Source organism: Cupriavidus sp. PB-02, assembly GCF_058252315.1.
In genome coordinates this window covers 808,441-821,214 of record NZ_CM177694.1, presented here as the reverse complement: position 1 = coordinate 821,214, position 12,774 = coordinate 808,441, and the positions used below count along the sequence as shown (strand labels likewise).

The following is a 12,774-nucleotide window of genomic DNA, read 5'->3' as shown; positions in this document are numbered from 1 at the left end:
TCCTTGTAGTGGGGCTTGTTCATTGAGGCTCGTTTTGTGGACTGCTTCGCTTACTGCGTCATGAGTTGCGAACTCACGGGTACTGCAAAAACCGATGCATGCCGGCGGCGCTAGGCGCGCGCGGCATCGAAATCCCCTGCGTCGATGGTGGGGCGCCGCCCAGCCAGCCGGTCGGCCAGCAGGCCGGCACTGCCCATGGCCAGCGTAAAGCCCAGCGCGCCGTGGCCAAGGTTCAGCCACAGGCCGGACACCCGCGACGGCCCGACCAGCGGCAGGCCGTCGGGCGTCGCCGGGCGCAGGCCGGCCCAGGGCTGCAGCTGCGCCAGCGGCAGGTCGGGCACGATGCCGTCGAAGAGCGCGCGCGTCTGCGCCACCAGGGTGCCGACCCGCTCCGGGTCGATGCGGGTACCGCCGCGCACCAGGTCGGCCATGCCCGCCACCCGCAGTGTATTGCCGATGCGGGCATAAACGATCTTGTTGGCGAAATCGGTCACGCTGATATGCGGTGCGCGCGCGCCGCTGGCGATCGGCACCGTGATGCTGTAACCCTTGAGCGGCCACAGCATCGGCCGCACGCCCAGCGGCCGCAGCAGCGGCACGCTGCCGATACCGCCCGCCACCACGACCACGTCGGCCGGCACCACGCCGGTGTCGGTGTGCACGCCGGTGACGCGGCCGCCCTGTTGCACCAGCCCCTGCACGCTGGTGCCGAAGCGCATCGACACGCCCGGCCGGGCGCCGCTGTCTTGCAGCAACCGTGCCAGCGATACGCAGAAGCGGTGGCAGTCGCCGACTTCCTCGCTAGGCGTGTAGATGGCGCCCGCAATACCGGCGCGGATGCCGGCCAGCGCGGGCTCCAGCGCCACGCAGGCGTCACGGTCCAGCGCCTGCTGCTCGCAGCCCAGGCTGGCCTGGTAATCGAGCAGCCGGCAAGCCGAGGCGAACGCGGCCGCATCCCGGTGCACCACCAGCTTGCCGCGCCGCGCAAAATCGAAGCCGGCGCCGCCGCCGTCGTGCTGGTGCCGATGTTGGTGCTGTTCGACGAAAGCCTGCATCAGGTCGCGCGAATAGAACCCCAGCCGCAGCAGCTTGCGCGTGGTGGCCTCGCTGGTGGCGGCGTTGCAGGCGCCCATGAAGGCCGCCAGCCAGCGCCACTGCGCCGGGTCGGCTGCGGGGCGGAAGCGCATCGGCGAATCGCGCCGCAGCAGCCAGCCCGGCACCTTGGACATCACGCCCGGGCCCGCCAGCGGCGCCACATAGCTGTAGCTGAGCTGGCCGCCGTTGGCAAAGCTGGTCTCCTCGCCCGGCCCGTTGTGACGCTCCAGCACCGTCACCTCATGGCCGTCCTCGGCCAGGCGCCACGCCGTCGTCATGCCGACCACCCCGGCGCCCACGATCACTACCCGCATTGCCATCCTTGTGCATTGAAACCGATGGGCCAGAGCGTAGAGCAGCGGCGCCGGCTTGCCCAATGCGAATACGTGTCAGAATATGTCATCAGGCTATGGATGGCCTTTCCTGACACTTCAAACCCATGCGCTTGCGCCAGATCGAAGTCTTCCGCGCCGTGATGCTGACCGGCACCGTCAGCGAGGCCGCGCGCCTGCTGCATGTGTCGCAGCCGGTGGTCACGCGCGTGCTGCAGCATGCCGAGGCCTCGCTCGGCTTCCGGCTGTTCGAGCGCGTGCGCGGCCGGCTGCAGGCCACGCAGGAGGCGACCGCGCTGTATGGCGATGTCGAAAGGCTATATGGCGAGATCGAGCGCGTGCGCCGCGTCTCGGAGAGCCTGCGCCACAAGGGCGCCGGGCGCCTGCGCGTGGCCGCCACGCCCAGCCTGGCCAACCCGCTGCTGGTGCCGGCGGTGCGGCGCTTCTGCGCGCGCCACCCCGACACCCAGGTGCAGGTGCTGACCCACCATACCGACGAGATCGTCGGCGCGCTGCTGGCCAACCAGATCGACCTGGGCTTTGCCTTTTCCCCGCCGCGCCATGAGGCGATTTCAAGCGAGCCGGTGGCCAGCGGCCGCATGCTGCTGGCGGTGCCGCGCGGCCAGCCGCTGCCCGCCGGCGGTCGCCGCCAACTAGTGCCGATGCAGCGGTTGATGGAACGCCCCTTTATCGGCTATGACGACAACAGCTCGCTCGGCCTGCTGGTGCGCCAGACCCTGGCGCGGCACGCACTGGAGCCGCGCTCGACGCTGGAGGTGCAGACCTACTCGCTGGCGCTGGCATTGGTCGACGCCGGGCTGGGCATGACGCTGCTGGACCAGTACACGGCGCTCAGCGCCAGCCCGGAGCGCGTGGCGCTGCACGAGGTGACGCCGGTGCTGCCGTTCGAGATCCAGCTGCTGCGCGCCAGCCACCGCGCCGGTTCCAGCCTGGCCGACGACCTGCGCACGCAGTTCGCCCTCGCCGCGCAGGAACTGGCCGCGACGCTGCCGCAGCGGCTGGAAGCGCCGGCCGTCAGCTTTGACGCACCGGCCGGCACCAGAAGCCGCGCTTTACAGCCGATCTGACAGCCGATTTGACAGCCCCGCGCGCCGTGCACCATCATCAAGCCGCCTGCAAGTACAGCTTGCACGCGCCAATCCTATGTTCATCCTGACCCTGCTCGCCCTCGTCCTAGTCAGCGCCTTCTTCTCGGTCTCCGAGATCGCGCTGACCGCCGCACGCCGCACCAAGCTGCAAGTCCTGTCCGAGCGCGGCGATGGCCGCGCCACGCGCGTACTGCTGCTCAAGGAAGAGCCCGGGAATTTCTTCACCATCGTGCAGATCGGCGTCAACAGCGTGGCCATCCTCGCCGGTATCCTGGGCGAGAAGCATGTGTCGGACCTGCTGCTGGAAGCGCTGTCGCCCTATATGCAGGTGGTCCACGCCCAGCGCGTGGCCAATATCGGCTCGTTCCTGATCGTGACGCTGCTGTTTATCCAGTTTGCCGACCTGATCCCCAAGCGCATCGCCATGACCTTCCCTGAGCGGTGCGCGGTGGCGGTGATCGACCCGATGCTGACGCTGCTGCGCGTGCTCAAGCCGCTGGTGTGGATCTTCAACGCCGCCGCCGATGCCACGCTGCGGCTGCTGCGACTGCCGACCAAGCCGGTCGACCAGATCACCACCGAGGACATCGCCGCGATGGTCGATGCCGGGGCCGAGGCGGGCGTGCTGCACAAGCACGAACTCCATCTGATCGAGAATGTGTTCGAGCTCGAGTTCAAGAGCATTACGGCGATCATGACGCCGCGCGACGACGTGGTCTACCTGAGTCTCGACGAACCCGCCGACAGCGTGCGCCGCAAGCTGGTCAACCAGCCGCACGCGCAATACCCGGTGTGCGGGCACGACCTGGACGACGTGCAGGGCTATATCGATTCCAAGGACATCCTGCAGCTGCTGCTGGCGGACGAGAGCGCCACCGTGATCAACAATATCGGCCGCCACCACGACAAGAACGTGCTGGTGATCCCCGACACGCTGACCCTGTCCGAGGCGCTGACGCGCTTCCGCGAGATGCACCAGAACTTTGCCGTGGTGATGAACGAGTACGGGCTGGTGGTGGGCATCGTCACGCTGGACGATATCGTCGGCGCGCTGATGGGCGACATCCTCTATTCCAACGAAGACGAGCAGATCGTGCGGCGCGACGACAGCTCATGGCTGGTCGACGGCCTGACGCCGCTGGTGGACCTGAAAAAGGCGCTGGAGCTCGACACCCTGCCGGGCGAAGACTATGTCGATACCGCGGGCGGGCTGGTAATCTACGCGCTCAAGCGCATTCCGAAAAAATCGGAGTCGATCACCGTGGCGGGCTATCGCTTCGAAGTGCTGGACATCGACCATCACAAGATCGACCAGCTGCTGGTGTCGCGCCTGCCGGATGGGCAGGAAGGTGCAGCGCCAGCACCGCTGGCGTAGCTGACTCTGCCTGGCGGTAGCGCTCCAGCGTATCCGGCATCCTGAACCACGCCACGTAGCTGCCCGAGATCACCACCGCTGCCGCTGCCACCACGCCCAGCCGCCACGGCGCCACCGACTCCTTCGGCGCCGGCACGTGCAGCGTGTGGTACGCGGTGCCGAGCAGCGCGATCCACGCCAGTCCCAGCGCATAGCCAGCGGCCACGTCCGACAGCCAGTGCATGCCCAGGTACAGCCGTGACACCCCGATCGCCGCCACCGCCACCACAGTCAGCGCCAGTACCGGGATGCGCACGCGCCACGGCTGGCGCAGGCACATCAGGAAGGCCAGGAAGCCGTATGTCACCATGCTGCTGGTGGCATGGCCGCTAGGGAAGGAATACGACTCCAGCCCGGTATAGATGCTGGCCGGGCGCACGCGCGCCATGCCCAGCTTCAGCGCCATCACGCAGGCACGCGCGCCCAGCAGCGCGGCGGCCCAGTACAGCGCCGCGGTCCACGCACGCCGCCACCAAAGCCAGGCAAACACCGCCACGCCCACGGTCACGGAAATGCGCGCACCGCCGAGTTCGGTCACGGCGACCATCGCGATATCGAGCCAGTCGGTGCGCCATGCGCGCAGTTGCACGAACACCATCTGATCGATATGCACCACCTCATCGCCTTCGGCCACGGCACCGGCGAGCCAGAACAACGCGCCGCCGCAGGCCAGCAGCGCGGCGCCGGCCAGCACCACCACCAGCAACTCCGCAACCTCGCGTTCCAGCACGCGCAGCGTGAGGTTGGTCAGCCGCGTGCGCCGCGGCCGCCCCGACAAAGTGCCGGCACCCCACAGGCGCCACTGGTCAAGCCAGCGCACCACCGGCCGCAGCAACGCGATCAGCAGCGGCACCAGGCTCAGCAGCAACACCGTGACCAGCGTGAACAACGCCAGCAGCCCGAGCGCCGTGCCCGGCGTCAGCCATGCGTCAGCGAAAGCGCTCGCGCGCGCCGGTACGTCAATCATCGGACGCCCCCGGCCGCGCTGACGATGCGCGCGATATTGGCGCGTGCCGGCGCCTCGGAATCGGCGAAGTCATCGGTCAGGAAGAGCTGCGGGCGCTGCGCCAGATTGTTCAGGAATGCGGCGCGGCGGCGCAGGAATTCGGCCTGCAGCGCCTCGCCTTGCAGGCCGGTGCGCGCGGCCAGCAGCGCGCGGTTCTCGGCGAACACGTCCTGGCTATGCGCATCGAACACGTCCGGCGCCGCGGCCAGCCTGAGCAGGTCGAGGTCGAGCACGGTCGCGGATTCGGCAATGCTGGCGGTATGCGCGCGGGTGTCGAGCACGATCTGCGCGGCGCGGTCCAGCACGGCGCGGCCCACGTCGGGCGCCACCGTTTCGATCAGGGCGGCCGACGCTGCCTCGTTGTGCTCGCACCCGGCCACATAGACCGCGTCATGGCACAGCACCGCCAGCGCCTGCGCGCGGTCGAGCACAATGCCGCGCGCGTGGGCGGCATCGAACATCTCAAGGATATGCCGGCGGTCGTGATAGTGCCGGTACGGCGTGTCGTGCAGCGCCAGCACGTCCAGCACCGACTTGCGCGGCAGGAAATGCAGGCACGCCAGCGCAGCCGGCCAGTCCGGCGCAAAGCGCGGCACTTCGCCCTGCGGCGTGGCAACCGGTTCGGTGAACACATCGGCGCGGCGCACCCACAGCAAGGACGGGTCGCGCATCGCGCGATAGACCACCACCGGCGCCAGGTCGGCCTCGAGCCGGCCGATGCCGAATACGGCATAGGCGCCACCCTTGTAGTGGCGGTACGGCATGCCGGCGATCAGGGCGGAGTCGGTTGGAAGCTCGGCGGGATCGCCGTGGAAGACCGGTGCGAAGGGGTTGTTGGCGGGCGGCTGTGTCATCGTGCGGCATCCTGCATGGCGGATCGCCATGATAGTGCACCGGCACTACGTCATGCCGCTTGCGCGCCCGCGGTTGGGGTGAGCGCTGCGGCGCTTTGCCGGCCGCAAAAAAACAAAACCGACGCCTGCTTTCACAGTGCGTCGGTCCGAGTGTAACTACAGGTTGTTGCTTGCCCGGCGAACCGGGCAGCTTCTTATCAATGGCGGAGAGGGTGGGATTCGAACCCACGGTACCGTCGCCGGTACGCCTGATTTCGAGTCAGGTACATTCGACCACTCTGCCACCTCTCCGGTAACTTGTTGCCTTGTGGCGAAACCAAGATTATAGCCATGTCCTGCAGGCCGATGCAAGAGGCTGACAACGGATTTTTTACGCCTCAGGCTCCAGCCGCGTGATGCCGCCCATGTACGACTGCAGCGCAGTCGGCACCGTGACCGAGCCGTCGGCGTTCTGGTAGTTCTCCAGGATCGCCACCAGCGTGCGGCCCACCGCCAGGCCCGAACCGTTGAGCGTATGCACCAGCTCCGGCTTGCCCTGCCCTACGCGCATGCGCGCCTGCATGCGGCGCGCCTGGAAGTCGCCCATGTTCGAGCACGAGCTGATCTCGCGGTAGGTGTTCTGCGCGGGGATCCACACTTCCAGGTCATAGGTCTTGGTGCTGCCGAAGCCCATGTCGCCGGTGCACAGCACGATGGTGCGGAACGGCAGTTCCAGCTTTTTCAGGATTGCCTCGGCATGGCCGGTCAGTTCCTCCAGCGCCTCGAACGATTGCCCGGCCGGCACCACGTGGACCAGCTCGACCTTGTCGAACTGGTGCTGGCGGATCATGCCGCGCGTGTCCTTGCCGTACGAGCCCGCTTCCGAGCGGAAGCACGGCGTATGCGCGACGAAGCGCAGCGGCAGCTTCTCGCCCGCGACGATGGCGTCGCGCACGATATTGGTCAGCGGCACCTCGGCGGTCGGGATCAGGTAGAAGTTCTCGATGCGCTCGCCTTCCTCGCTGCCGACCTTGCGCGGCACCTTGAACAGGTCTTCCTCGAACTTGGGCAGCTGGCCGGTGCCGCGCATCGACGCGGCGTTGACCATGTACGGCACGTACATCTCGGTGTAGCCGTGTTCCTGCGTATGGGTGTCAAGCATCAGCTGCACCAGGGCGCGGTTCATGCGCGCGAGGCCGCCGCGCAGCATCGAAAAGCGCGAGCCGGTCACCTTGACCGCGGTGTCGAAGTCCAGGCCCAGCTTCTCGCCCACGTCGACGTGGTCGCGCACTTCGAAGTCGAACTGGCGCGGCTCGCCCACGCGGCGCACCTCGACGTTCTGGGTTTCGTCGTTGCCCACCGGCACGCTTTCGTGCGGCAGGTTTGGGATCGACAGCATCAGTTCGGACAGGTGCGCCTGGATCTCGTCGAGCCGCGCGGCCGAGGCCTTGAGCGTGTCGCCGATGCCGCCGACTTCCGTCATCACAGCCGAGGCGTCCTCGCCCTTGCCCTTGAGCATGCCGATCTGCTTGGACAGGCTGTTGCGACGCGCCTGCAGTTCTTCGGTCTGGGTCTGCAGTTGCTTGCGTTCGGCCTCGAGTGCCTGGAACGCCGCCACGTCGAGTTGGTAGCCGCGCGTGGCAAGGCGTTGCGCCACGGCGTCGATGTCTTTGCGGAACAGCTGGATGTCGAGCATGTTGCTTTGGTGAAGTGCAGGGCCAGCGACATGCCGGCGGACCCGCCATTTTACTGCACCCGCATGGCCGCACACGAGCAAACTGCGGCGGGATCCCGCCGCTATTCAGTCAGGGCCTACTCACCCGCCTTGCCGCCCTTGCCACCGTCCCTGGCCTTGGCGGCGCGCTGCTCGCGGTGCCAGGCATCGTCCAGTTCGCGCAGGTGGCGCAGCTTCTCGGCAATCTTGCCCTCCAGGCCTCGCGGCACCGGCTGGTACCAGCCCTGGGCTTTCAGGTCGTCCGGAAAGTAGTGCTCGCCGGCGGCGTAGGCTTCGGGCTCGTCATGCGCATAGCGGTAGGCGTGGCCGTAGCCGAGTTCCTTCATCAGCTTGGTCGGCGCATTGCGCAGGTGCACCGGCACCGCGCGCGACTTGTCCTTGCCGACAAAGGCGCGCGCCGCGTTGTAAGCGTTGTAGCCGGCGTTGGACTTGGGCGCCACCGCCAGGTAGATCAGCGCCTGCGCCAGCGCCAGTTCACCTTCCGGGGAGCCGAGACGCTCATACGTTTCCGCCGCGTCCAGCGTGATGCGCGCGGCACGGGGATCGGCCAGGCCGATGTCTTCCCACGCCATGCGCACGATGCGCCGCGCCAGGTAGCGCGCGTCGGCGCCGCCGTCGATCATGCGGCAGAACCAGTACAGCGCGGCGTCGGGGTCGGAGCCGCGCACGGACTTGTGCAGCGCGCTGATCTGGTCGTAGAAGGCATCGCCGCCCTTGTCGAAGCGGCGCAGGTTTTCCGACAGCGCGCTGCCCAGCAGCGCGGTATCGATCTGCGCGGCGCCGGCGGTGCGCGCGGCGCGCGCCACGATCTCGATATTGTTCAGCAGCTTGCGCCCGTCGCCATCGGCCGAGGCCACGATCAGCTGCAGCGCTTCGTCCTGCCAGCTCAGGCCGCCCAGCTCTTGGCTCGCACGCGTGGCGAGCTGGGTCAGCTCGGCATCGTCCAGGCTCTTGAGCACGTAGACCGCCGCGCGCGACAGCAAAGCGCCGTTGACCTCGAACGAGGGGTTCTCGGTGGTGGCGCCGATAAAGGTGAACAGCCCGCTTTCCACATGCGGCAGGAACGCGTCCTGCTGGCTCTTGTTGAAGCGGTGGACTTCGTCGACGAACACCAGCGTGCGCCGGCCGTGTGCGCGGAACTGCTCGGCGCGCTCGACCGCCTCGCGGATGTCCTTGACGCCCGACAGCACCGCCGACAGCGCGATGAACTCGGCGTCGAAGGCATCGGCCATCAGCCGCGCCAGCGTGGTCTTGCCCACGCCGGGCGGGCCCCACAGAATCATCGAATGTGGCTCGCCCGACTCGAACGCCACGCGCAGCGGCTTGCCGGGACCCAGCAAGTGCTGCTGCCCGATCACCTCGTCGATGGTGCGCGGGCGCAGGCGCTCGGCCAGCGGTTGCCGGGAACGGTCGGGAGTATCGGAAAACAGCGTGTCCGCCACGGTAATCAAGCCTTGTGAATGCAGAGCGCCACAGTGTAGACCATCGGCACCCCAAGGCTCCCGTGCCTGCTACGCGGCAAACGCCACCACGTCTTCAATCTCGACGCGGATGCCGATCAGCTCTCCCACCGCGTGGTTGTGGTGTGACGGCACCAGCGCCAGCACGCGGCCGCCGCTGGCCAGGCGCAGCGTGTACAGAATCTCGGCACCGCGGAAAGCCTTGTGGACCACCTCGGCGCGCATCGGGCTGGCGTCGTCATGGACGATGTCGTCCGGGCGCACCAGCACATCGACGGCGGCGCCTTCGGGCAGCGCCAGCGGCGCAATGGGGCGCAGCAGACCCAACTCAAGGTCGATCTCGGAGCCGGCGCGCAGGCGGCCCGGCATCAGCACGCCCTGCCCGATAAAGCCCGCGACAAAGCGCGACGTCGGCCGGTGGTACAGGTCGTGCGCGCTGCCCCACTGCTCGATCACGCCGTCGTGCATCACGCCGATCTCGTCGGCCATGGCAAAGGCCTCGTACTGGTCGTGCGTGACCAGGATCGCGGTGGTGCCCTGCGCCTTCAGGATCGCGCGCACCTCCAGGCTCAGGCGCTCGCGCAGGTCGACGTCGAGGTTGGAGAACGGCTCGTCGAGCAGCAGCAACTCCGGCCGCGGCGCCATGGCGCGCGCCAGCGCCACGCGCTGCTGCTGGCCGCCAGAGAGCTCATGCGGATACTTGGGGCCCGCGCCGGCGAGGCCGACCAGCTGCAGCACCTCGTCGACCCGCGCCGCGCGCTCGGCGCGGCTCGCCTGCGTCAGCCCGAAGCCGACGTTGCCAGCCACGTCCAGGTGCGGAAACAACGCATAGTCCTGGAACACCATGCCGATGCGGCGCTGTTCCGGCGCCAGCATCAATCCGGACGAGGACACCGTCTGCCCGTCCAGCACGATGCGCCCGTCCTGCAGCGGTTCGAAGCCGGCAATGGCGCGCAGCACCGTGGTCTTGCCGCAGCCGCTCGGCCCGAGCAGGCAGGCGATATTGCCCCGCAGCACCGAGAACGACAGCCCCTTGACCACCGCTTGGCGGCCGAAGGCGTGGCGGATATGGTCCACCTCGATGACGGCGGCGTTGGTGGCGCTATCGGCTGCCCCGGCCGCGCCGGCGCGGGTGGCCGGCCGGCTGCGGGCCTGGGCCCCGGGTAATCGGGAATAGGAATCGGTTCGCATGTGCGCATTATAGGGATACAGTGCGGACACCGCGCCCCCGCACGCGGCCGCGGTATGCCCCGCATTGCTAGAATGCGGCAGCCCGCACGCGGCGCCGGCGCCACGCCGTGCGCTGCGCGACGCATTTCCGCTTACTTTCCGACGCATGCTCCTGTCCAGCCGCCGCCGCTTCCATCCCCTGACCCTCGCCACGCTGGCGATGGCGTTGCTGATCGCCGTGCCGGTGCTGGTGATCGCGTCGGCTGTGCTGCTGCCGGCCGGAGACACCTGGCGCCACCTGATCGACACCGTGCTGGCGGAATATGTGCTCAATACGGTCTGGTTGCTGCTGGGGGTGGCCGCGGGCGTGCTACTGCTGGGCGTGACCACCGCCTGGCTGGTGTCGACCTATCGTTTCCCCGGGTACTCGGTGATGGAATGGGCGCTGGTGCTGCCGATGGCGATGCCAGCCTATGTCATCGCCTACGCCTACACCGATGTGCTGCAGTTCGCCGGGCCGGTACAGGGCTGGCTGCGCGAACTGACCGGCTGGAAGGCACGCGAATACTGGTTCCCGGAAATTCGCTCGCTGGGCGGGGCGATCGCGCTGTTTTCGCTGGTGCTGTACCCGTACGTCTACCTGACTGCGCGCGCCGCCTTCCTGCAGCAAACCCAGAACACGCTCGAAGCCGCGCAACTGCTCGGCCACGGCACGTGGAGCCGGCTCTGGCGCGTGGTGCTGCCGCTGGCGCGTCCCGGCATCGTCGCCGGCACCGCGCTGGCAATGATGGAGACGCTGGCCGACTTCGGCACGGTGGCCTACTTCGCCATCCCTACCTTTTCCACCGGCATCTACCGCGCCTGGTTCTCGCTCGGCGACAAGAACGCCGCCGCGCAGTTGTCGGCGTGCATGCTGCTGTTCGTCGCTGCCATCCTGCTGATGGAACGCGCCAGCCGCGGCCGCGCGCAGGTCTACGGCAACCAGCGGCGGGCTGCGGCCTGGAGACTGGATGGTGCACGCGGCTGGCTGGCGCTGGCGGTGTGCGCGGTGCCCGTGCTGCTGGGCTTCCTGATTCCCGCACTGATGCTGTGCCGCATGGCCTTCACCGACGGCGACGCGCAGTTCGGCCCGCGCTTTGTCGGGCTGGTGCGCAACAGCTTCCTGCTGGCCAGTGCCACGGCATTTACGGCGGTGGTGGTCGCGCTGGCGGTCGGCTACGCCGCGCGCGCGGCCAACGGCCGGCGGGGCTGGCTGATGCGCGGACTGACGCGGCTGTGCGGCATGGGCTATGCCCTGCCCGGTTCAGTCATCGCCGTGGGCGTGCTGGTGCCGGTGGCGCGGTTGGACAATGCGATGTCGGCCTGGCTGCAGCAGCACTTCGGACTGTCCGTCGGGCTGCTGCTGACCGGCGGCATTGCGGCGCTCGTCTATGCGCTGCTGGTGCGTTTTCTCGGCGTCGCGCTGCAGACCGTCAACGCCGGGCTGGGCAAGATCACGCCCAGCATGGACGCTGCCGCACGCAGCCTTGGCCACGGCCCTGGTGCCACGCTGCGGCGCGTGCATTTCCCGATGCTGCGCGGCAGCCTGCTGACCGCGGCGCTGATCGTCTTTGTCGACGTGATGAAGGAACTGCCGGCCACTTTCGTGATGCGCCCGTTCAACTTCGACACGCTGGCGGTGCAGGCCTACAACCTCGCCGCCGACGAGCGCCTGACCGAAGCCGCCACCGCCTCGCTGGTGATCGTGGCGGTCGGCCTGCTGCCAGTGATCGTGCTGTCGCGCACGATCCGGCGCGAAGCGCAACGCTGATCGCACGCTCCCCGGGTCCGGAACCGTTCGCCCTAAAGTCCCGCCGTGCTGCGCCGATAGCCTTTCATGGCCCGGCGCTCGCCCGGGATAAGAACAGCGGCATGCCTGCCGCGCCAGAACGCATGACGGGGGCCTATGCTGCGATACCACATCCTGCTGTTCAAGTTGAACCGGCTGGTCAGCCGCAACAAGCTGAGCGGCGTGGAAGAAATCTCGCTCGCCGGCCAACTGGCCGAGATGATCCACTCTGCCGATGCCGCCGCGCGCGTCATCGCCGACCTGGCGGAGCACGCCAACCCGCAGGTGCGCCGCATCGCGCTGAATGCGATCCGGCGTTCGCGGCAGTTCTCATCCCCCGAGCTGCTGCCCGCGCTGGTGCGCCGCATGGCCGATGCCGAAGCGGCCGTGCGCCATGACGCGGTCTGGATCGTGCAGGAAACCCGCATGGATGGTGCCGAGTTGCGCGCCGCGCTGCGCCGCCTGGCCGGCAAGGTGCAGCTGCCGTGGGACGCCGAGCGCGCCCGCGCCAATCCGGGCGACACCGCGCTGGCCGCGCAGGTGCGTGCGCGCATGGCCCTGGACAAGCTGCTGGAAATGAGTGCGGCCGAGCGCAACCAGGCGCTGGCGGCGATGACACCGGGCTTGGCCTCGGACCAGCCCTATGCGGAGGGCACGGTCGGGCACAAGGGCCTGCTGCACCGGGCGCTGGTGCGGCGGCAGGCCGGTCGGCGGCTCAACAGCAGCGTGAAGCTGACCTTCCGCAAGATCGAGCCGACCCAGGTGACGGGGAACAAGCGGTTCCTGCTGTAG

At 68.3% G+C, this 12,774-nt stretch carries 10 protein-coding genes and 1 tRNA gene; 4 read left to right on the top strand and 7 right to left on the bottom strand.

The annotated features are described in order from the left end of the window. Positions 1-110 precede the first annotated feature (110 nt). Positions 111-1,409: a D-amino acid dehydrogenase gene (locus AC10V3_RS03910; protein WP_349609623.1), complete on the bottom strand. Its 1,299-nt coding sequence runs from the start codon at positions 1,407-1,409 to the stop codon at positions 111-113. Between the two features lie 125 nt (positions 1,410-1,534). Between AC10V3_RS03910 and AC10V3_RS03905 the strand changes: the two genes are divergently transcribed. After that, positions 1,535-2,515 carry a LysR family transcriptional regulator gene (locus AC10V3_RS03905; protein WP_022533868.1) on the top strand — a complete coding sequence of 327 codons (981 nt, stop codon included), beginning with the start codon at positions 1,535-1,537 and terminating at the stop codon, positions 2,513-2,515. 76 nt (positions 2,516-2,591) lie between these two features. Beyond that, positions 2,592-3,911, top strand: coding sequence for a polyamine export protein PaeA (paeA, locus tag AC10V3_RS03900; RefSeq protein WP_022533867.1), 1,320 nt, complete (start codon positions 2,592-2,594; stop codon positions 3,909-3,911). Here the strand turns inward: paeA and AC10V3_RS03895 are convergent. From AC10V3_RS03895 to AC10V3_RS03870, 6 genes are all read right to left on the bottom strand, one after another. Continuing rightward, on the bottom strand, positions 3,793-4,917 hold the full coding sequence (locus tag AC10V3_RS03895; RefSeq protein WP_490923135.1) for a phosphatase PAP2 family protein: 1,125 nt from the start codon (positions 4,915-4,917) through the stop codon (positions 3,793-3,795). The two genes, paeA and AC10V3_RS03895, sit on opposite strands and share 119 nt — an antisense overlap. Continuing rightward, the gene (locus AC10V3_RS03890; protein WP_490923134.1) at positions 4,914-5,840 is read right to left on the bottom strand and encodes a DUF1653 domain-containing protein; all 927 of its coding nucleotides are present in this window, start codon (positions 5,838-5,840) and stop codon (positions 4,914-4,916) included. Before AC10V3_RS03890 ends, AC10V3_RS03895 begins: the two co-directional genes overlap by 4 nt. A gap of 171 nt (positions 5,841-6,011) precedes the next feature. Then, positions 6,012-6,101 (bottom strand) — tRNA-Ser (locus AC10V3_RS03885). 79 nt (positions 6,102-6,180) lie between these two features. Then, on the bottom strand, positions 6,181-7,485 hold the full coding sequence (gene serS / locus AC10V3_RS03880) for a serine--tRNA ligase (protein ID WP_022533864.1): 1,305 nt from the start codon (positions 7,483-7,485) through the stop codon (positions 6,181-6,183). A 116-nt stretch (positions 7,486-7,601) separates the two neighbouring features. Next, positions 7,602-8,966 carry a replication-associated recombination protein A gene (locus tag AC10V3_RS03875; protein ID WP_490923133.1) on the bottom strand — a complete coding sequence of 455 codons (1,365 nt, stop codon included), beginning with the start codon at positions 8,964-8,966 and terminating at the stop codon, positions 7,602-7,604. 69 nt (positions 8,967-9,035) lie between these two features. After that, positions 9,036-10,175: an ABC transporter ATP-binding protein gene (locus AC10V3_RS03870; RefSeq protein ID WP_490923131.1), complete on the bottom strand. Its 1,140-nt coding sequence runs from the start codon at positions 10,173-10,175 to the stop codon at positions 9,036-9,038. A 145-nt stretch (positions 10,176-10,320) separates the two neighbouring features. Here AC10V3_RS03870 and AC10V3_RS03865 point away from each other — a divergent pair, with 145 nt between their 5' ends. Further along, positions 10,321-11,964 carry an ABC transporter permease gene (locus AC10V3_RS03865; RefSeq protein ID WP_490923130.1) on the top strand — a complete coding sequence of 548 codons (1,644 nt, stop codon included), beginning with the start codon at positions 10,321-10,323 and terminating at the stop codon, positions 11,962-11,964. 135 nt (positions 11,965-12,099) lie between these two features. Beyond that, positions 12,100-12,774, top strand: coding sequence for a hypothetical protein (locus AC10V3_RS03860; RefSeq protein WP_490923128.1), 675 nt, complete (start codon positions 12,100-12,102; stop codon positions 12,772-12,774).